Source organism: Xanthomonas sp. LF02-5 (assembly GCF_034105325.1).
Classification (GTDB): Bacteria; Pseudomonadota; Gammaproteobacteria; order Xanthomonadales; family Xanthomonadaceae; genus Xanthomonas_A; species Xanthomonas_A sontii.
The window spans coordinates 143,062-163,106 of record NZ_JAXGGF010000006.1; the positions used below are offsets into that span (position 1 = coordinate 143,062).

Annotated in this window: 19 protein-coding genes; 10 read left to right on the forward strand and 9 right to left on the reverse strand. The window is 71.9% G+C overall.

What is annotated here, in order from left to right; all coding sequences use genetic code 11:
* The first annotated feature begins 14 nt into the window (after positions 1–14).
* The 5 genes from SLW52_RS16105 (at position 15) to fis (ending at position 3,133) form a co-directional block, all read left to right on the forward strand.
* Positions 15–140, forward strand: a complete 126-nt coding sequence (locus SLW52_RS16105; protein ID WP_320744252.1) for a hypothetical protein — start codon at positions 15–17, stop codon at positions 138–140.
* Between the two features lie 165 nt (positions 141–305).
* Positions 306–1,226, forward strand: a complete 921-nt coding sequence (gene prmA, locus SLW52_RS16110; protein ID WP_295940061.1) for a 50S ribosomal protein L11 methyltransferase — start codon at positions 306–308, stop codon at positions 1,224–1,226.
* Between the two features lie 84 nt (positions 1,227–1,310).
* Complete coding sequence (locus SLW52_RS16115; RefSeq protein ID WP_153752431.1) at positions 1,311–1,757, forward strand: helix-turn-helix domain-containing protein; 447 nt, start codon at positions 1,311–1,313, stop codon at positions 1,755–1,757.
* A gap of 462 nt (positions 1,758–2,219) precedes the next feature.
* Positions 2,220–2,744, forward strand: coding sequence for a DUF3426 domain-containing protein (locus SLW52_RS16120; RefSeq protein WP_226978552.1), 525 nt, complete (start codon positions 2,220–2,222; stop codon positions 2,742–2,744).
* 116 nt (positions 2,745–2,860) lie between these two features.
* Entirely contained in the window at positions 2,861–3,133 is a 273-nt protein-coding gene (gene fis, locus SLW52_RS16125; RefSeq protein WP_010343856.1) for a DNA-binding transcriptional regulator Fis, read from the forward strand.
* Between the two features lie 457 nt (positions 3,134–3,590).
* Here fis and SLW52_RS16130 read toward each other — a convergent pair whose 3' ends face one another.
* The 8 genes from SLW52_RS16130 to SLW52_RS16165 form a co-directional block, all read right to left on the reverse strand.
* The gene (locus tag SLW52_RS16130; RefSeq protein WP_295959840.1) at positions 3,591–4,565 is read right to left on the reverse strand and encodes a phosphatidate cytidylyltransferase; all 975 of its coding nucleotides are present in this window, start codon (positions 4,563–4,565) and stop codon (positions 3,591–3,593) included.
* Positions 4,562–5,194, reverse strand: a complete 633-nt coding sequence (locus tag SLW52_RS16135; protein WP_017909397.1) for a lysophospholipid acyltransferase family protein — start codon at positions 5,192–5,194, stop codon at positions 4,562–4,564. The genes SLW52_RS16130 and SLW52_RS16135 overlap by 4 nt, the downstream gene beginning before the upstream one ends.
* Positions 5,191–5,844 (reverse strand): CDP-alcohol phosphatidyltransferase family protein, encoded by a 654-nt coding sequence (locus tag SLW52_RS16140; RefSeq protein WP_320740709.1) that lies wholly within the window; start codon positions 5,842–5,844, stop codon positions 5,191–5,193. The genes SLW52_RS16135 and SLW52_RS16140 overlap by 4 nt, the downstream gene beginning before the upstream one ends.
* Positions 5,844–7,313, reverse strand: a complete 1,470-nt coding sequence (locus tag SLW52_RS16145) for a TIGR04222 domain-containing membrane protein (protein WP_320740710.1) — start codon at positions 7,311–7,313, stop codon at positions 5,844–5,846. The genes SLW52_RS16140 and SLW52_RS16145 overlap by 1 nt, the downstream gene beginning before the upstream one ends.
* Before the next feature lie 13 nt (positions 7,314–7,326).
* Positions 7,327–7,761 (reverse strand): hypothetical protein, encoded by a 435-nt coding sequence (locus tag SLW52_RS16150; RefSeq protein ID WP_267098758.1) that lies wholly within the window; start codon positions 7,759–7,761, stop codon positions 7,327–7,329.
* The gene (locus tag SLW52_RS16155) at positions 7,758–9,095 is read right to left on the reverse strand and encodes a phosphatase PAP2/dual specificity phosphatase family protein (RefSeq protein WP_267098759.1); all 1,338 of its coding nucleotides are present in this window, start codon (positions 9,093–9,095) and stop codon (positions 7,758–7,760) included. Before SLW52_RS16155 ends, SLW52_RS16150 begins: the two co-directional genes overlap by 4 nt.
* The gene (locus SLW52_RS16160) at positions 9,092–10,846 is read right to left on the reverse strand and encodes a bifunctional alpha/beta hydrolase/class I SAM-dependent methyltransferase (protein WP_320740712.1); all 1,755 of its coding nucleotides are present in this window, start codon (positions 10,844–10,846) and stop codon (positions 9,092–9,094) included. The genes SLW52_RS16155 and SLW52_RS16160 overlap by 4 nt, the downstream gene beginning before the upstream one ends.
* A gap of 62 nt (positions 10,847–10,908) precedes the next feature.
* Complete coding sequence (locus tag SLW52_RS16165) at positions 10,909–11,523, reverse strand: CDP-alcohol phosphatidyltransferase family protein (protein WP_017911013.1); 615 nt, start codon at positions 11,521–11,523, stop codon at positions 10,909–10,911.
* A 256-nt stretch (positions 11,524–11,779) separates the two neighbouring features.
* Here SLW52_RS16165 and purH point away from each other — a divergent pair, with 256 nt between their 5' ends.
* From purH to yccS, 5 genes are all read left to right on the forward strand, one after another.
* Positions 11,780–13,363, forward strand: coding sequence for a bifunctional phosphoribosylaminoimidazolecarboxamide formyltransferase/IMP cyclohydrolase (gene purH, locus SLW52_RS16170; RefSeq protein ID WP_320740713.1), 1,584 nt, complete (start codon positions 11,780–11,782; stop codon positions 13,361–13,363).
* 11 nt (positions 13,364–13,374) lie between these two features.
* A complete protein-coding gene (locus SLW52_RS16175) occupies positions 13,375–14,238 on the forward strand; it encodes a hypothetical protein (protein WP_267124656.1) in 864 nt (287 codons plus the stop codon).
* Between the two features lie 55 nt (positions 14,239–14,293).
* Positions 14,294–15,583: a phosphoribosylamine--glycine ligase gene (gene purD, locus SLW52_RS16180; RefSeq protein ID WP_267104187.1), complete on the forward strand. Its 1,290-nt coding sequence runs from the start codon at positions 14,294–14,296 to the stop codon at positions 15,581–15,583.
* Between the two features lie 251 nt (positions 15,584–15,834).
* A complete protein-coding gene (locus SLW52_RS16185) occupies positions 15,835–16,512 on the forward strand; it encodes a uracil-DNA glycosylase family protein (RefSeq protein ID WP_267104070.1) in 678 nt (225 codons plus the stop codon).
* 52 nt (positions 16,513–16,564) lie between these two features.
* Entirely contained in the window at positions 16,565–18,793 is a 2,229-nt protein-coding gene (gene yccS, locus SLW52_RS16190; protein WP_267083872.1) for a YccS family putative transporter, read from the forward strand.
* Here yccS and SLW52_RS16195 read toward each other — a convergent pair.
* Positions 18,732–19,949 (reverse strand): MFS transporter, encoded by a 1,218-nt coding sequence (locus SLW52_RS16195; protein ID WP_148829495.1) that lies wholly within the window; start codon positions 19,947–19,949, stop codon positions 18,732–18,734. The genes yccS and SLW52_RS16195 overlap by 62 nt on opposite strands.
* Positions 19,950–20,045: the final 96 nt, after the last annotated feature.

Consider the following 20,045-nt stretch of genomic DNA (forward strand, 5'->3'; position numbering starts at 1 on the left):
CGCGATCCCGGCGCATGGACGTGCGGACCGGCGGCACGGACGAACGGCACGACGCCACGGGCGGCGCGGTGCAGATCGCAGTGCCGGTGCTGGCCCGGCAGCGTCCGGACGCATTGCTGGGCCCGGCGCGGCCAGCGTGACGCCGCGTACCGCCGGCACGTGTCGCATTCCGAACGGCACCAGCTGGACGTGGTTCGCAACCGGCCGAAATGCGTGCCGTACCCCGCTCCGCCGCAAGACAGTCTCCAGCGCGAAGCCCGCCGCCCGTCTAAGATGCGCGCTTCCCCTGATTGCCCCATCGACCGATGCCGTTCCTCGAACTGACCCTGCGCTGCACCGACGCCACCCAGCCCCGCTACGAGACCGCGCTGGAGGATGTCGGCGCGCTGGCGGTGACCCTGCTCGATGCCGACGCCGACACCAGCAACGAACGCGCGATCCTGGAACCGGGCGTGGGCGAAACCCCGCTGTGGGGCACGCTGGTGCTCACCGCGCTGTTCCCCGAGGAGCAGGATGCGCTGGTGCTGCTGGCTGCGCTGGAGGCCTTCGACCCCGGGCTGGACTGGACCCAGGCCACCTTCCGCAAGGTCGACGACCAGGACTGGGAACGGGCGTGGCTGGACCAGTTCCAGCCGATGCGCTTCGGCGCGCGCACCTTCATCGTGCCGTGGAACCATGAGCTGCCCGAAGACGCCAGCGGCGCCGATGCCGCCGTGGTGCGCCTGGACCCGGGCCTGGCGTTCGGCTCCGGCACCCACCCGACCACCGCGCTGTGCCTGCGCTGGCTGGATGCGCTGGCCACCGACGGCGTCCTGGCGCAGGCGCGCGTGCTCGATTTCGGCTGCGGCTCGGGAATCCTGGCGCTGGCCGCGCTGAAGCTGGGCGCCGCCGCCGCAGTGGGGGTGGACAACGACCCGCAGGCGCTGCTGGCCAGCCACGACAACGCCGAGCGCAACGCGGTGGGCGAGCGCCTGGCCGTGTACCTGCCTGCCGACGAACCGACGGCCACCTATCCGGTGGTGGTGGCCAACATCCTCGCCTCGGCACTGGATGCGCTGGCGCCGACCCTGGCCGCGCGCGTGGCGCCGGGCGGGCGCATCGCCCTGTCCGGGATCCTGCATGGTCAGGAACAGGAGCTGCTGCAGCGCTACGCCCCGTGGTTCACCCAGCTGCGCACCGAACAGGACGGCGACTGGATGCGCATCGACGGCGTGCGCCGGGACTGAACCGGGGCACGGCCACGCCGGGGCGCGGCCCCGCAAGGCCAGCCGGCCCATAGCGCAGAAGACAGTATCGCTAACATTTCACTGATGGACAGCGCCGCGAACCAAGCGCAGTGGCCGGCGCGGCTATATCTCGCCTCCCCTGCGGAGGTGCGTGTGAACAGCAAGCTGTACGAACGGGTGCGCGAAGCGCGCAAGCTCACCGGCCTCACCCAGGAGGCCCTGGCGCTGGACCTGGGCGTGACCCGCAGCGCCGTGGCGCAGTGGGAAATGGCCGAAGGCACCGCGCCAGCGCTGGAGCACCTGATCGCCCTGGCCCGCCGCAGCGGGCTGCACTTCGAGTACCTGGCCACCGGCCGTGGCGAGCGCGTGTTCGGCGAACCGATGGCGGTGGACGCCGCGGCCATCGGCGAGCTGCCCAACCACTACCAGTTCACCGACCAGCAACTGCGCCTGCTGGAGCGCTTCGACAGCCTGAGCCCGCGTCAGCGCGCCGGCTTGCTCGACCTGCTCGACACCCGCAAGTCGCGCTGAGTACGCCGCGGGCCCCTCGCTCCGTAGAGCGTCCAGCGCTGAGAAAGGCCGCGATCCGCCGGCAGCGCACTGCAGATCCCGCCGGCGCGTGCTTGAATACGGCTCTCGCCGTCGTCGCCCGCGCGCATGCCCGATCGCACTCCGCCCCGCCCCAGCCTCGCCACCTTGCTGCGTCAGCCCGATCCGTCCGCCACACAGGGCGACACCCCGGTCGCGCCGGCGGCGGGCGGTGACACGTCGGCACCCGCGACGCCGCTGACCGACACTGCAGCGCCGCCCGTGGCGTCGAGCGTCTCACCAGCGCCTGCGAACGTGAAGCCGGCCGAGGAAGAGACCGCCGCACGCGACGCAGCACCTGACGCGGGCGACCTGGAAGCGCTGCCGCCAGCGCCCGCGTCGGCGAGGGATCCGGCACCGGCACCGGCCACGGTCGCGACTCCCGCGATAGCCCCCACCTCGCCAGTGTCCGCCGCCGCGCCCAGCTTCCTGCATGGCCCGCGCGAACGCCGCCCGGTGCTGCGTGCCGCGCCCTGGCAGTGGATCGCACTGGCCGGGCTGGGCCTGCTGCTGGCGCTGCAGATCCTGATCGCCGATCGCCAGCGCCTGGGCGCCGACCCGCGCTGGCGGCCGTGGGTGGCCGGGGTCTGCCAGGTCCTGCGCTGCAGCGTGCCGGCCTGGCGCGAGCCGGCCGCCTTCACCATGCTCAGCCGCGAGGTGCGGCCGCTGCCCGGCCATGCCGGCACCCTGCAGGTGCAGGCGACCTTCCGCAACGACGCGCGCTGGGCGCAGGCCTGGCCGCTGCTGCAACTGTCGCTGGCCGACGCCGACGGCCGCACCATCGGCAGCCGCGTGCTGCGCCCGCAGGAGTACCTGGGGCGCGCACGGCCGGACAGCGCCACACTGGCGCCGGGACAGAGCGCACAGATCGCGTTCCAGGTGCGCGAACCGGCCGCCGAGACGGCGGCATTCAGTTTCGATTTCCACTGAGAACGCTGCGTTCGGGCACTGCGCCATGGCAGCGGCGCAGGCCACGCGCTAGACTCGTCCCCCCGCGCCGGCCCTCCTGCCGTCCGGTGCCGCTGTCATCCGGGGATCCGTCGAACTTGAACGCCGCCACCACTCGTCCTGACTCCAGTCGCGGCGCGCCGAAGCCGCCGCTGCGCGAACACGTGGCGCAATCGGTCCGCCGCTACCTGCGCGACCTCGACGGCTGCGACGCCGACGACGTGTACGAGATCGTGCTGCGCGAGATGGAGATCCCGTTGTTCGTGGAAGTGCTCAACCATTGCGAAGGCAACCAGAGCCGCGCCGCCGCGCTGCTGGGAATCCACCGCGCCACCTTGCGCAAGAAGCTCAAGGAATACGGGTTGGCCTGAGAGAGGCCGGGATTGGGGATTCGGGATTGGGGATGACCAGCCTGCGGCTGGTGAAAAGTCGGGAATCGGGAATCCAGCGTGCTGTCCTGCATGACTTGACTGTCAAGCGATCCGACACACATCGCGACCCAGCGTGTAGCGCCTGCACATCGCCCTCATAGGTGCGGCTTCAGCCGCGACGCCTGAAATTCACCAGGCGACCAAGCGCATTATCGCGGCGAAGAGAACACCGAACGCCGAACGCGACGCCTCGCCATTGTGGGAGGGGCTTCAGCCCCGACGCGACAGCGTCTGAAGATGCTGGTGCGGAAGCCATGCTGTGCTCCTGCGCGATCAGCCGCGATGCGCTCTCGGTAAAGCATCGCGGCTGAAGCCACTCCTACGCCCGCATAGATGCACACGCACAGCGCGCGACGCTCCAACCAATCCCCAATCCCACCATCCCCACTCCCCGCCCTCACACCCACCCATAGCGGATCAGGTGGAAGAACACCGGCGCCGCGAAGCACACCGAGTCCAATCGGTCGAGCACGCCGCCGTGGCCTTCGATCATGTGGCCCCAGTCCTTGATGCCGCGGTCGCGCTTGATCGCCGACATCACCAGGCCGCCGAAGAAGCCCATCAGGTTGGCGACCAGCGCCAGCGCAAACGCCTGCAGCGGCGAGAACGGGGTGATCCACCACAGCGCCGCGCCGAGCAGGCTGGCCGAGAGGATGCCGCCGACGAAACCTTCCACGGTCTTGGACGGCGACAGCCTGGGCGCGATCAGGTGCCGGCCCAGCAGCTTGCCCCACACGTACTGCAGCACGTCGGAGGACTGCACCACGATCACCAGGAACGCGAACAGCAGCAGGTTGCGGTCCTCGTAGCCGGGAATGCGCAGGTTCAGCAGCGCCGGCACGTGCGAGATGCAGAACACGCTGATCATCAGCCCCCACTGCACCTTGGCGGTGCGCTCCAGGTAGCGCGTGGTGTCGCCGCCGATGGTGGACAGGATCGGCAGCACCAGGAACGCGTAGACCGGGATCAGCAGCGTGTACAGGCCGTACCAGTCGCTCCACACCAGCCAGTACTGCCACGGCAGCACCACGTAGAACGCGGCCACCAGCGCGTAATAGTCGCCGCGCCGGGTGGGGGTGAGGGTGATGAACTCGCGCAGCGCGAACAGCGACACCAGCGCGAACAGCACGATCACGCCGAGCCGCCCGAAGGCGAACGCCAGCGCCACCACCGTCGCCATCACCCACCAGGCGCGGATCCGCGCCACCAGGTTGTCCAGCACCGCACTGGGCCGTTCGCGCGCCCGCCAGCGCAGGGTCTCGGCGATCAGCGTGGCGACCACCAGCACCGTGGCGATGCCCAGGAACAGCCATACCGTCTGTTGCCGCAGCGAGGATTGCTGCAGGTGTTCGCTCAGCGCGATCGGATTCATCGGGCGGCCTCCGCCTGCTCCGGCGCCAACGCCAACAAGGCCGCGCGCGCGCGATCGAGGAAGGCCTGCTTGTCCTCGCCGGCGCCCAGCCGCAGCGGTTCGCCGAAGGTGGTGGTGCACAGCAACGGCAACGGCAGCCACTTGCCCTTGGGCATCACCCGCTTGAGGTTGTCGATCCACACCGGCACGAACTCCAGTTCCGGACGCTGCCGCGCCAGGTGATAGAGACCGCTCTTGAACGGCAGCAGCCCCTCCTCGGTATTGCGCGTGCCTTCCGGAAACAGGATCAGCGAGCCGCCGCCGTCGACCGCCTCGCACAGGCAGGCGATCGGATCGCGCTGGCGCTGCTGCGGATCGCGCTCGATCAACACGCCGTTGAACACCGCGTGGATCAGGTAGCGGCGCAACGCGTCGCGCTGCCAGTAGTCGGCCGCCGCCACCGGCCGCACCTCGCGTCGCAGCGCTGCCGGCAACGACGACCAGATCAGCACGAAATCGCCGTGGCTGGCGTGGTTGCCGTAGTACACGCGGCGCTCGCTGGACGGCATGCAGCCGCGCCACAGTGCACGTGCGCCGGTGAGCAGACGGATCGCGGCACTGCAGCCGCGGGCGATCAGACGGGCGATCATTTCCACTCCAGTTCGCGCACGATGGCGCGCACGCGAATCACGATGGTCAGGGCGGCGGCGGCGATCAGCAGCGCCAGCGCCACGGCAAGCAGCATGTAGGCCAGTGTGGCGTGCTGCAGCAGCAATGCAGCGGCGGCGGCCAACGCGGCCAGGGACAGCCAATGCATGCGCTGCACGCGCGCCATCGGCCCCTGCAACGGTTCGCGCACCGCGCAGGCCAGGCCGAGCATGCGCACGTAGGCGGTGCCCACGCACACCAGCGCAGCGGCCCAACCCAGTTCCGCGCCGACGCCCAGCACCGGCTGCAGGCCATAGCCCACGCCCAGGCACACCGCCACGTCCGACAACCGGTCCGGCGCTTCGTTGTACACCGCACCGGCACGGCCGATCATCTGCGCCTGCTGCGCCAGCAGCCCCTCCAGGCGGTTGCACAGCAGCCGCGCCTGCAGCGCCAGCGCCGCCAGCACCAGCAGCGCGGCGGCATTGGCCGGCGGCTCGCGCCAGGCCAGGGCGAACATCAGCGCCGCCAGCACCGCGCACGCCAGTCCGGTCCAGGACACGCCATTCGGCGTGGCCCCACGCGCGCGCAACGCCAGCGCCAGCCGCGCACGCCACTGCGCGCGCCGCGCCTGCAAGGTCGAAGCGGCCATCAGTCGCCGCCTCCACAGCCGCCGCAGCCACCACCGCCGCAACTGCTGCCGCCCCCATCGCTGCTGCCGCCACCGCCACCGCAACTGCTGGTCGAAGCGCTACAGCCAGCACCGTTGGGCAGCGGCGAACGCAAGGCGTGGTAATCGGCCCAGGGCGTGGTCATCAGCACGCTGGTCCCGGCCAGGGCCAGCGGCAGCGCCAGATGCGAACCCGGCGCCAGCGAGGGCGCGGCGACGCCATCGCGCCAGGCCGCATCGCGCTCGGCCAACAGCGCGTCGCCGGCGACGCTGCGCCGCGGCGGCGTGAGCAGAAAGCCGAGCGCAACGACCGCGACCACCACCATCGCCGCCACCAGAAAGCCGATCGGGCGCTGCAACTGCAGGCCGATGCGCAGCTTCAGCAGACCCACCATCCACAGCGCCAGCAACGGCGCGGCGCCGAACAGGCGGGCGCACAGCGCCTGCCCGTGGCCCAGCCACAGCCCCTTGGCGACCAGCGACCGACGCAGCGGCGCGGCGTCGCGCCGCAATGCGGCGAGCGCCTGCTGGAGCTGCGGCTGCGCACGCACGGTCGCCAGCGCACGCTGCAGCGCCGGCGGTGCGGCGACGCGGGTGTGCTCCAGCCGCGCGTGGCGGCGCACATTCGGATCGGGCTGCAGGCGCAATGCGCCGGCCGCCAGCAGCAGGGCCAGTTGCTGATCGGCAACGCGCTCGCTGCCACCGGCCAGATACGCCAGTTCGGCCGGGTCCAGCAGCGCCTGGGTGTCAGCGCCGCGCAGTCCGCGCACGGCCAGGCGCAGGCGCGCGCCCAGGCTCCAGGCCAGGCCGATGCCGGCCAGGAACAGCAGCAGGAACGGCGGTCCGGGCCAGTGCAGCGGCGAGCGTGGGCCGTTGCCCTGCCATAGCACCGCGAACAGCAGCGCCACGCCCAGCATCCAGCCCCACAGGGCGCCGCCGCCGCGCGCGCGGACGACGCGGCGCGTACCGGCCTGGCGCGGTGCCGGCGCATTCGGCGCGCCGGCTGGCGCCGGCCAGCACGCCAAGGGCGGCTCGCCGAAGTGATGCCAGTAGTACCCCAGCGTGGCCTTGTACTGCGCCTGGAAGCGCTCGGCGTCGGCCGGGTCGCCGCGCCCGGGTTGATGATGCAGGGTGATCCGCAACACCTGCGGGCAGAACCGTTGCCAGTACTCGCGGGTATCGGTGAGGTGGGTGTGCCAGACCTGGTCAACCAGGGCGCTGGGCGTCACCTCCTCGCCGGCCACGCAGGCCAGGAAGCAGAAGCGCCGGTATTCCTCGACCGCGTGCGCGGCCAGCGCCTGCGACACGTTGGCTTCCTTGGCCACGCGGCGCACGAACGCCGGCAACGCCGCTTCGCCCTCGCCGAAGCGGTAGGCCTGCAGGCGCTGCCACAGCGCGTGCCGCGCCGCATCCACGTCGGAGCGCAAGGTCGCTGCGGGTTCGTCGGTCATGACGCCTGCGTCCTCATGCAAACTGCGCCGTGCATAGCGCCAGCAGCAATGCCAGCCACTGCGCCGCGAGCGCGATCAACTGCCGCCGCAACAGGCGGCGCATGCCCTGCCAGCGCGCCAGCCAATCGCGCGGCGGCGGCAGCGTGCGCAGCAGGCCCAATCTGTGCAGGACCGCATCCAGGTCGGCACCGGCGCGCGCTGGTTCCGCTTCGGCTAGCACCGCCTCGAGCAGGTCCACATCCAACCCGACCCGTGCCGCCCAGTAGCGCTGCAGCAGGCCGGCCAGCGCCGAGCCTGCGCACAGCGCCGCGGCGAGCACGGCGCCGGTGCCGGCATACCAGGCGACCAGCAGCAGGGCCGTGGCCAGCAACATCAGTGACAACCGGTCCAGCGGCGCACCCTGGCGCAACACCGCCGCCATCGTGCGCAGTTCCAGCGGCGTGCTCATGCCGGCACCTCCTGCGCCTGCAGCGGCGCCGGCGGCGCGGTGCAGGCGGCGGCGATGGCGGCACGCTGCGCCGGTCCCAGCACGATGCGTGGCGCGCGCGCCCGCAACAGGGCCAGCGCGTCGTCCAGCGTGGCGGCACGGCCGCTGCGCAGCAGCCAGGTGGCCACCGCGGCCGCACTGCGCGAATAGCCCAGCGCGCAGCAGGCCAGCACCGCGCCGTGCGTGCGCGCCGCCGCGATCGCGTCGGCGGCCGCGCGCAAGGCCGCGGCCGGCGGCGCCACCAGGTCCAGCATCGGCACCACACGGTCGTGCGCCTGCGCCTCGCGCAACGACAGTTCGGCACTGACATCGACCACCGCGGCGAAGCGCGTGCGCTCGCCGCGGCCGGGCAGGCGCCCGAGCCAGACGCCGTCGGCGATCTCGCGCGGCGCAGGATCGCGCCAGGTCCAGGCACGCGAGTTGAGCCAGGCGGCGGCCAGGTACGGCGCGTACAGCCAGCGCGCGGCCAGGCTCAGGCGGCCGTCGTCACGTTTCTGCATGCCCGGCGGGCCGAGCAGCGCGTAACTGAGCGCCACCAGCAGCAGCGACAGCGCCGGCCACAGCAGCCACCAGCCGGCGCCGCCGAGCGCGCGTGCGGCGGCCACGCAGGCCGCGCTGCCGAGCAGGTACAGCGCGGCCAGGCGCCAGCGCCGCGGATCGCGCGCCGGTGCCGCGGCGCGCCACGGCGCGGCGATGCGCTCCGGCCACAGCCACACGCACAGCCAGCCGGCGGCCAGGCCGGTGGGCACGTCGAGGAAATGATGCTGGTAGGTGGTCAGCACCGACAGGCCGATCAGCGCGAACCAACCGTGCAGGGCCAGCCGCGCCAGCCCGTGCAGGTGCTGCGCATAGCGCACCCACAGCACCACCAGCAGCACGATGTGCAGCGACGGCGCCTGGTTGAACGGCTTGTCGAAGCCGAGCAGCACCGCGAACAGCCAGCCGAACACGCCCTCGGTCGGCGGCCGCTCGAAACTGAAGCGCAACGGCCACAGCAGGAAGCAGCCCACCGCCAGCAGTTGCGCGGTGAGCAGACGCCGCGCATGCGTGCCCAGTTCGACACGTGTGCGGCAGACGAAGAACGAGATCACGTAGAACAGGTCGATCGACCAGTACGGGACGATGGTCCACGGCCAGAACGGGATGTGGGGTTCCCAGGCGAACGGCAGCGACGGCACGGCGGCGCGACGCGCGGCCAGCGTGTTGGCCAGGCCGTAGCTGAGGAAGAAGAACGGCCCCAGCAGCGCCAGCCAGGCCAGCGCCCGCCGCCACGGCCGCGCGGCCGCGGCGCTCATGGCGCGATCCGCTGCGCCAGCGACACGGTGAAGATGCCCCACTCGTCGATGCGCTGCTCCAGCTTGCGGAAGCCGGCCGTGCGCACCAGTTCGTCCATCTCCTGCTGGGTGCGGCGGCGCATCACCCAGGCCGCGCCGCCGCGGTGGCTGGTCAGCGCGCGGGCGATGAACTCCAGCTGCGGATGCCAGGGCTGGCCGGTGTAGGCCAGGTAGCCGCCCGGTTCCACCGCCGCGGCCACGCCCTGCAGCGAGCGCAGCACCTGGTCGTTGTCCGGGAACAGTTCGTACAGGCCCGACACCACCGCCAGCGTCGGCCGCGGCTGCAGCGCGGCCAGCGCATCGCGGTCGAAGGCATCGCCCTGCTCGAAGCGGGCGATGTCGGTGGCGCCGAGCGTGGCGATCAGCGCACGGCCCTGCTCTACGTTCAACGGGCTGAAATCGCGCAACAGGATCGCGTCGGCGCGCTGGCTGCCGCCGGCCAGCGCTTCGAGCACGTAGCGGCCGTGGCCGGCGGCGATGTCCAGCGCGCGCACCGGCAGGCCGGCGGCGCGCAGCCGCTGCATCGCCAGGCCCAGCAGTTCATGCAGGTGCTGGCGGCGCACGCGGATGCCGCGCCAGCCGATCGCATCCAGGTAGTTGCGGTCGATCATCCGCCCCAGCGGGCCGCGCCCGGCCGCCTGGTCGCGGTAGATGTAGTCCAGCGTGCTGCCGGAATCGAAACCGGTCTGCAGGCCGAGGGCGATGCCTTCGGAGAGCTGTCCGCCCACGCGCAGGCCGGCGCGCACGCCGCGCCAGCGCAGGTCCTGCAGGCTGTAGCGCTGCGGCGGCCAGGCCAGGCGCTCGGCCTCCTCGAAGGTCGGCCCGCGGCGGTGCGCCTGGCGCAGGCTGGGCAATGCCGGTTCATCGGCGAAGCGCTCGCGCACGAAGCGGCGGATCTGCGCCACCGCCGGCGCGCGGTCGCGCTCGCCCAGCGTGTCGTGGAAGAAACCGGGCAGCAGGTGGCGCTCCTTCACCGGCGAGGACAAGCGCTCGTAGAAGCGGTCCTGCGGGCCGCGGTGCACCACGAAATCGCTGCCGGACACCAGCAGCTGCACCGGCACGGTGATCGCCTGCGCATCGCCGACCACGCGATCCGCCGCCGCGTACAGGCCCAGCAGCACGCGCACCGAGATCGGCCGGGTGATCAGCGGATCGTTGCGATAGCTCTCGACCCGCGCCGGGTCGTGGGTCAGCCACTGCGGCCTGACGTAGCTGTTGACGAAGAAGTTGCCGCGCAGCGCCTGCATCAGGGCCAGCCCGGGCCGCGCGAACGGCACGTACAGCTTGACCTTGAACGCGGGCGAGGCCAGCACCAGCGCGCGCAGCGGCGGCGCGTAGTCGTGCACCCAGGTGCTGGCGACCACCGCGCCCACGCTCTGCGCCACCACCACGATGTCCTGCACGGCGATGCCGTGGACCTCGCCGATGTGCGCGACGAAGCGGTCCAGGTCGCGCACCAGCGCCGGGAAACCGGGCGCGTCGCCGCGCGCGCCGGGCGAGCGGCCGTTGCCGCGCGCATCCCAGGCGAACAGCGCGCACTCGTCCAGGCCCAGTTCCTCGGCCAGGTGCATGACCCGCCCGGAATGCTCGTGGCCACGGTGCAGCAGCACCACCGCCCGCGGCGGCGCCGCCGGCGTCGTGGCCGGCCAGTGCCGGTAGAACAGCCGTGTGCCATCGAAACTGGCGAATTCGCTTTCGTTGACCTGCCGCATCCGTTGCCGATTCCTTGTCTGTCTTGAATCCCTGTTCGCCGCGGCCACGCCGGCCGCCCCGCTCACGCGCGTGCCGCCGCCTCGCGCAATCCCGCCGCGACCCGGCGCAGCACGGTCGCCGCGCACAACAGCGCCACCGCCATGGCGACGGCCGTGACCGTCGCCGCGCCGATCCAGGCGCCGGCCAGCAGCAGCCCCAGCACGCCGATGACGAAGGCACGGTCGCTCTTGCCCATCGGCCCATCGTAGCGGCGGCTGGCGCCGACCATCAGCCCGAGCACGCCGGCATATTCGGTCAACGCCGCGGTCAGCGCCATCAGCCACAGCCAGCCGGCACCGACGCCGGGCACGCCGAGCAGGCTCAGGTACAGCGCCGCATCGGCGACCACGTCGCACAGTTCGTTGAGGTAGGCGCCGAGTCGCGACTGCTGGCCGAACTCGCGCGCCAGCATGCCGTCCACCGCGTTCAAGGCCATCCGCAGCAGCATCCACAGCGGCAGCAGCGCATACCACAGCGGTTGCGCCGCGCCTTGCGTGTAGACCACCGCGGCGACCAGCAGCGACAGCAGCGCCGCGGCCGCCGTCACCTGGTTGGCGGTGACGCCGAGCCGGTACAGCACGCGCACGCCGGGCCGCAGCAGGTCCTGGAAACGTCCTTTGAGGGCATAGATCGACACGCGCGTGGTCCTGACGGCGAGGGCGGGGCGGCGACAGCCTAATGCATCGCAGCGGCTGCGCGCGCGGCCGAAGCCACGGCGCAGGTGTTCTGCACGGTCCGCACGCACCGCGCGCGCGGCTCCACGGCGAGGCGCACGCACCGTGTGCCGGCGCCGCCGCGCACGCGATCCGCAGGCCCGTTGGCCCGCCCGGCCGGGCGTCGGCGGGCCTCAGCGCCTACAATGGCGGCCCGTTCCGCTGCCCCCGCCCTGCCCCATGTCCTCCGATTTCCTGCCCCTGCGCCGGGCGCTGCTGTCCGTTTCCGACAAGACCGGCCTGATCGACCTGGCCCGCGCGCTGGCCGCGCGCAACGTCGAACTGCTGTCCACCGGCGGCACCGCCAAGGCGCTGCGCGAGGCCGGGCTGGCGGTGAAGGACGTGTCCGAACTGACCGGCTTCCCGGAAATGATGGACGGCCGGGTCAAGACCCTGCACCCGCTGGTGCACGGCGGCCTGCTCGGCCGCGCCGGCACCGACGATGCGGTGATGGCCGAGCACGGCATCGCCGCGATCGACCTGCTGGTGCTCAACCTGTATCCGTTCGAGGCGGTCACCGCCAAGGCCGACTGCACGCTCGCCGACGCGGTGGAGAACATCGACATCGGCGGTCCGGCGATGCTGCGCTCGGCGGCCAAGAACTTCGCCCGCGTGGCGGTGGCCACCGATCCGGCGCAGTACGCCGAACTGCTGGCCGAGCTGGAGGCCAACGACGGCCGGCTGTCGGCGGCCAAGCGCTTCGCCCTGTCGGTGGCCGCGTTCAACCGCGTCGCCCAGTACGACGCGGCGATCAGCAACTACCTGTCCGCGGTCACCGCCAGCGATGCCGCGGTGCCGACGCGCAGCGCGTTCCCGGCGCAGATGAACTCCAGCTTCGTCAAGGTGATGGAACTGCGCTACGGCGAGAATCCGCACCAGCAGGCCGCGTTCTACCGCGACCTCTTCCCCACGCCCGGCACCCTGGCCACCTTCACCCAGCTGCAGGGCAAGGAGCTGTCCTACAACAACATTGCCGACAGCGATGCGGCCTGGGAATGCGTGCGCCAGTTCGACGCGCCGGCCTGCGTCATCGTCAAGCACGCCAACCCGTGCGGCGTGGCGGTCGGCGCCGGCTGCGGCGACGCCTACGAACTGGCCTACGCCACCGACCCGACCAGCGCCTTCGGCGGCATCATCGCCTTCAACCGGCGCCTGGATGCGGCTACCGCACAGGCGATCCTGGACCGCCAGTTCGTCGAAGTGCTGATCGCCCCCGACTACGACGACGCCGCGCTGGAGTACGCCAAGAAGAAGGCCAACGTGCGCGTGCTGCGCATCCCCGCCGGCGACGGCGCCTACGGCATCGACAGCAAGCGCGTCGGCTCCGGCATCCTGCTGCAGACCAGCGACGCGCACGTGGTGCCGCGCGATGCGCTGAAGGTGGTGACCCGGCTGGCGCCGACCGAGGCGCAGTTCGCCGACCTGCTGTTCGCGTGGAAGGTGGCCAAGTACGTCAAGTCCAACGCCATCGTCTACGCCAAGGACCACCGCACCATCGGCGTCGGCGCCGGGCAGATGAGCCGGGTGTACTCGGCGCGCATCGCCGGCATCAAGGCCACCGATGCCGGCCTGGCCGTGGAGGGCTCGGTGATGGCCTCCGATGCGTTCTTCCCGTTCCGCGACGGCATCGACGCCGCCGCCGCGGCCGGCATCAAGGCGGTGATCCAGCCGGGCGGTTCGATGCGCGACGCCGAGGTCATCGCCGCGGCCGACGAGCACGGCATCGCCATGGTGTTCACCGGCGTGCGCCACTTCCGCCACTGAGGTCTGCAGCGATGCGCCTGTCCGCTGTCGTGCCGCGTCCGTTCGCCGTGCTGGCCCTGGCCGGCGCCCTCGTGCTGGGCGGCTGCAAGCCGGCCGCGACGCCCGCACCCAGCGCGGCACCTGCGTCGGCCCACGCCAGCGCGGCGGCCCAGCCCCACGTCAGCCGCACCGCGCGGCTGCAGGCGTTCCTGCAGCAACGCTACGGCAGCGCCGCGACGCTGGTCGGGCATTGGCCGGGGCAATGGACCCAGGGGGGCGAGAGTCATGCGGTGGACTGGCAGGTCTGCGCCGAACAGCCGGTGGTCACCGGCGACGGCTGGCAGCAGTTGCTGGCGGTGTGCGGCGCGCTGCGCGATGCCGGCCATCCCGAACCTGGCACCATCGACTTCTACGTGCTGCGCCCCGAGGGCCAGGGCTTCGCCGTCGCCGCCGAGCGCACCGGCGGCACCTACGGCAGCCAGGGCCAACCCGGCGAGGTCGGCATCGTCCGCGCCGGCAGCGATTTCTACGGGTTCCGCGTCGAGGACGGCTGGTTCGGCCAGGGCTATGCGCTGCAATCGCAGACCCTGATCCTGCCCGGCCCCAAGGGCCTGGTCGATGCCGGCAGCGTGCGCAGCCACATCGACAACAGCGCCGCCGCCGACTGCGATGCCGCCGATGCGGCCGCGGACTGCAAGGCTGGCCAGTTCGCCATCGACTTCGCCCTGCGCTTCGACGACCGCGACCACGCCGCCCGCGTCTGGCCGCTGCTGATCGAGGAAACCGGCACGGAGTGCGGCCAGCGGCCGGTGCAGCGCAGCCACCGCTTCGCCCTGGACGCGAAGACCTGGACCTACCATTTCCCCGAGGCGCTGCAGCGCGAAGGCTGCACGTGAGGCGCGCGCGCCCGGCGCAGCCGTTCCCCTTTTCCCTGCAATCTGGAATTCCGCGATGAAACTGCTCGTCATCGGCTCCGGCGGCCGCGAACACGCCCTGGCCTGGAAGCTGGCCCAGTCCCCCCGTGTCGACGAAGTGCTGGTGGCGCCCGGCAATGCCGGCACCGCCGGCGAGGCCAAGTGCCGCAACGTGCAGGTCAAGGTCAACGACCTCGACGGACTGCTCGCGCTGGCCCGGGACGAAGGCGTGGCACTGACCGTGGTCGGCCCGGAAGTGCCGCTGGTGCTGGGCGTGGTCGACCGCTTCCGCGCCGCCGGGCTGCGCATCTTCGGCCCCAGCGCCGCCGCCGCGCAGCTGGAAGGCAGCAAGGCCTACGCCAAGGACTTCCTGCAGCGCCACGGCATTCCCACCGCGTTCTACGCCGTGCACACCGAGGTCGAGGCAGCGCTGGCCTATGTCCGCGACAAGGGCGCGCCGATCGTGATCAAGGCCGACGGCCTGGCCGCCGGCAAGGGCGTGATCGTGGCGATGTCGCTGGACGAGGCCGAGGCCGCGGTGCGCGACATGCTGTCCGGCAACGCCTTCGGCGACGCCGGTGCGCGTGTGGTGATCGAGGAATTCCTCGACGGCGAGGAAGCCAGCTTCATTTCCATGGTCGACGGCCACACCGCGCTGCCGATGGCCACCAGCCAGGACCACAAGCGCGTCGGCGACGGCGACACCGGCCCCAACACCGGCGGCATGGGCGCGTACTCGCCGGCGCCGGTGGTGACGCCCGAGGTGCACGCGCGGGTGATGCGCGAAGTGGTCGAGCCGACCGTGCGCGGCATGCGCGACGACGGCGTGCCGTTCACCGGCTTCCTCTACGCCGGGCTGATGATCGACGCCAGCGGCGCGCCCAAGGTGATCGAGTTCAACGTGCGCTTCGGCGACCCGGAAACGCAGCCGGTGATGCTGCGTCTGCAGTCGGACCTGCTCGACCTGCTCGAGGCCGCGCTCGACGAACGCCTGCACGCCACCGAGGCGCAGTGGGATCCGCGCCCGTCGCTGGGCGTGGTGCTGGCGGCGGCGCCGTATCCGGAAACCCCGGTCACCGGCGAAGCGATCACCGGCCTGGACGCGGTGCCGGGCAACGCCAAGGTGTTCCATGCCGGCACCACGCTGGATGCGCAGGGCCGCGTGCTCAGCGCCGGCGGCCGCGTGCTGTGCGTGGCGGCGCTGGGCGACAGCGTGGCCGAGGCGCAGCGGCATGCCTACGCCGGCGTGGCGCAGATTCACTGGGCCAGCGAATTCCACCGCCACGACATCGGCTGGCGCGCGATCGCGCGCGAGCAGGGGGCGTAACACGTCGCCACGGGCAGGAGCGGCTTCAGCCGCGACGAGCGAAGCCCGAAGCACGGCTGACACCCTCGCTCGTCGGGACTGAAGTCCCTCCCACAAGGCACCCGGACATCGCACCCGTAGGAGCGGCTTCAGCCGCGACAGGGGCATGACCGGGAACGCCGGTCGCGGCTGAAGCCGCTCCTGCGAATGCGCCCACGCACTCTCCATCGGGCCTGCGCTAGCCTGGATCCTCTACCGCTTCGCGCATGCCCATGGCCCTCTCCCCCACCCTCCGCACCCGCTTCCGCGCGCTCGCCGCGCAGACCGATGGCATCGACACCGCGGCCTACGCCGCCTGCGGCAAGGATCCGCTCGACCCCATCATCGGCCTGGGCCGCCGCGATGCGAAGGTGTGCATCCTCGGCCGCGACCCGGGCCGCAGCGAGGTCGAGCACGGCGCGCCCTTTGTCGGCAGCGGCGGCCAACTGGTGCGCAAGGCGCTGTACCGGCACCTGCACCTCGGCGAGGAGATGCCCGACTTCGCGGCCGGGCTCGAGGCCGGCCGCGTCGCCTTCTGGCTCAACACCGTGCCGTACAAGCCGGTGGGCAACAAGGCGTGGTCGATGGCGGTGAAGCGGCGCTTCCACCCGCTGATGCGGCGCCTGCTGCTTGAGCAGTGGCGCGGCGATGCCATCCTCACCCTCGGGCGCGAAGCCTTCCTGTGGTTCGGCATCGACCAGCCGCGCGAGGTGCGCGCGGCGCTGGAGGCGTTCTGGGCGCGTGAGGACCGCTTCCAGGCGCAGACCGAGGTGGAGCTGCGCAGCGAGGACGGCCGCCGCAGCCGCCGCGTGACGCTGTACCCGCTGCCGCATCCCTCGCCGCTCAACCAGACCTGGTACAAACGCTTCCCGGCGCTGCTGGACGCACGCCTGCGACAACTCGCGGTCTGAGCCGGCCTCTAAAAGGGGATCGCATACAGCGACGGTGCGCTATCGTGTTGCCGTGCCGACCCCCTCGATCGAAACCCGCCTCAGCCGCCTGTGGGCCCACGAAAAGGCCAGCTACGGGCTGCGCGTCTTCATCGCGCTGGCGGTGGCGATGGGCGTGTGCTGGCACCTGCAGCAACTGGAGGCGGTGCCGGCGATTTTCCTGGGCACCATCGCCAGCGCCATCGCCGAAACCGACGACAACTGGCTGGGCCGGATCAAGTCGGTGCTGCTGTCGCTGCTGTGTTTCGCCGCCGCCGCGGCCGCGGTGGTGCTGTTGTTCCCGTATCCGTGGCCGTTCGCGGCCGGCCTGGCGCTGTCCACCTTCGCCCTGACCCTGCTCGGCGCGCTCGGCGAACGCTACGCCTCCATCGCCCAGGCCACGGTGGCGCTGGCGATCTACGCGATGATCGGCCTGGACCACGGCACCCAGAACGGCCACGTCGGCGGCAACGCCTGGCACGGCGTGGCCTTGCTGCTGCTCGGCGCCGGCTGGTACGCGGTGCTGTCGGTGCTGTGGACGGTGCTGTTCGCCAACCGGCCGGTGCGCGAGCGGTTGTCGCGGCTGTACCTGGAGCTGGGCCGCTACCTGCGGCTCAAGGCGGCCCTGTTCGAGCCGGTGCGGCAGAGCGACCTGCACGCGCGGCGGCTGGCGCTGGCCGAGCAGAACGCGCAGGTGGTGGCCGCACTCAACGCGGCCAAGACCGCGATCATCAGCCGCTTCGGCCGCTCCGGCCGGCCCGGCGTGCAGTCGGGCCTGTATTTCCGCCTGTACTACATGGCGCAGGACTTCCACGAGCGCGCCAGTTCCTCGCACTACCCGTACGAGGCGCTGACCGACGCGTTCTTCCACAGCGACGTGCTGTACCGCTGCCAGCGCCTGCTGGCCCTGCAGGGCAAGGCCTGCGCGGCGCTGGGCGAGGCGATCCGGCTGCGCCAGCCGTTCGACTACGGCGAGCAGACCCAGCAGGCCACCACCGACCTGCGCCAGTCGCTGGATTTCCTGCACGCCCGTGGCGACCCACGGCAGGCGCGGCTGCTCGGCTCGCTGGAATTGCTGGTGACCAACCTGCACAGCATCGAGCGGCGCCTGGCCGAGGCCGCGCAATCGGACACCACCAGCGACACCCTCGACACCCGCCTGCGCGACTCGTCGCCGCACACCCTGCGCGAGATGCTGCGGCGCCTGGGCCAGCAGCTCACGCCCGGCTCGGTGCTGTTCCGGCACGGCCTGCGCATGGCGATTGCGCTGGTGGTGGGCTACGCCATCATGCAGTCGATCCACGCCAGCAACGGCTACTGGATCCTGCTGACCACCGCCTTCGTGTGCCGGCCCAACTACGGCGCCACCCGCCTGCGCCTGGCCCAGCGCATCGCCGGCACCCTGATCGGCCTGGGCGCGGCGTGGGCGCTGATGCAACTGTTCCCGGGCACCGAGCTGCAGTTGCTGTTCGCCCTGCTCGGCACGCTGGTGTTCTTCGTCACCCGCACCGACCGCTACATGCTCGCCACCGCGGCGATCACGGTGATGGCGCTGTTTTGCTTCAACCTGATCGGCGACGGCTTCATGCTGATCTGGCCGCGCCTGCTCGACACCCTGATCGGTTGCGCGATCGCCGCCGCCGCCTCGTTCCTGATCCTGCCGGACTGGCAGGGCCGTCGCCTCAACCAGGTGCTGGCGACGGTGCTGTCCAGCAGCGCGCGCTACCTGGCGCAGGTGCTGGAGCAGTACCGCAGCGGCATGCGCGACGACCTGCCCTACCGCATCGCCCGCCGCGACATGCACAACGCCGACGCCGCGCTGTCGGTGGCGCTGTCGAACATGCTGCGCGAGCCCGGCCGCTACCGCCGCAACCTGGATGCCGGCTTCCGCTTCCTGGCTTTGTCCAACACCTTGCTCGGCTATCTGTCGGCGCTGGGCGCGCATCGGGCGGCGCTGGCCGGCGAGACTGATCCGGACATCGCCCGCGCCGGCGACTACCTGCCGCAGGCGCTGGGCGCGCTGGCCGACGCGCTTGCGGAACGACGTGCGCTGCCGGCCGCCGACGAGCCGGCCGAGATCGCACTGGCCGAGGCGCTGGAGCGCGAGGACGGCATCGACGAGGCCAAGCGCCGGCTGGTGCGCAACCAGCTCGCGCTGACCCTGCGCCTGCTGCCCAAGCTGCGCGACGCCGCGCAGGCGGTCACTGCCGCGACGGTGCCGCCGGCGCCGGCGCCGGCGCTTGCCGCCCCGGCCGCACGCTGAGGCCCATCCACAGCAGCGCCACCACCGCCAGCGCCGCACCGCCGAGCGCCACCCCGCGCCAGCCGGCGTAGGCATAGGCCGCGGTGCCGAGGCTGGACCCGATCGCACCGCCGATGAAATAGCAGGTGACGTAGGCCGAGGTGATGCGGTTGCGCGCGGCCGGATCCAGTTGGTAGATCACGCTCTGGTTGCCGATGTGCACGCCCTGCACCGCCACGTCCAGCAGCACCACGCCGGCGATCAGCAGCCACAGCGAGTGCGGCGCGCCGAGCAACAGCAACCACGACAGCAGCAGCATGACCAGGCCGCCCCAGCCGACCAGATGGCCGGCGCCGCGGTCGGACAGCTTGCCGGACAGGTTGGCGGCGAACGCGCCGGCCGCGCCGATCAGCCCGAACAGGCCGATGGTGGCGGTGCCGTAGCGGTAGTCCGGGCCGGACAGCAGGAACGCCAGGGTGGTCCAGAACATGCTGAAGCCGGCGAACAGCAGCCCGCCCAGCACCGAGCGCGCGCGCAGCACCGGCTCGTCGCGCAGCAGCGCCAGCACCGAACCGATCAGGTGCGGATAGGACAGGTGCGGGTTGCCCGGGTGCCGTGGCAGGCCGCGCCACAGCAGCCCCGAGGCCACCAGGATCAGCGCCGCCGCGACCCAGTACACGGTGTGCCAGCCGCCGATCCCGGCCAGCAGGCCGGAGGCCGTGCGCGCCAGCAGGATGCCCAGCAGCAAGCCGCTCATCACCGTGCCGATGACTCGGCCGCGCTCGTGCGGCGCGGCCAGGGTCGCGGCGAACGGCACCAGGATCTGCGCCGCCACCGAACTCAGGCCGGTGATCAGCGTACCCAGCAGCAGCAGCGCGAAGCTGTGCGCCATCGCGCTGACCAGCAGGCCGACCGCGCTGAGCGCGTACAGGCCGACGATCAGGCTGCGGCGCTCGAAACGATCGCCCAGCGGTACCAGGAACAGCAGGCCGGCGGCGTAGGCCAACTGCGCGGTGGTGACCACCGCACCGGCGCGGCGCACGTCGATGGCGAAGGTCTGCGCCAGCACCTCCAGCAGCGGCTGCGCGTAGTAGTTGCTGGCCACCGCCAGGCCGGTGGCGGTGGCCATCAGCAGCACCAGGCCGCGGCGCATCGGCGGATGCGAAGTCGTTTCCATGGACGGACACCGGATCGTGGGGAGGGGCGCAGTCTGTGGCGGTGGCAGCGATCTTTCAAACGCATTTTTTTCACCACTGCCATCTGTTTTCGAGAT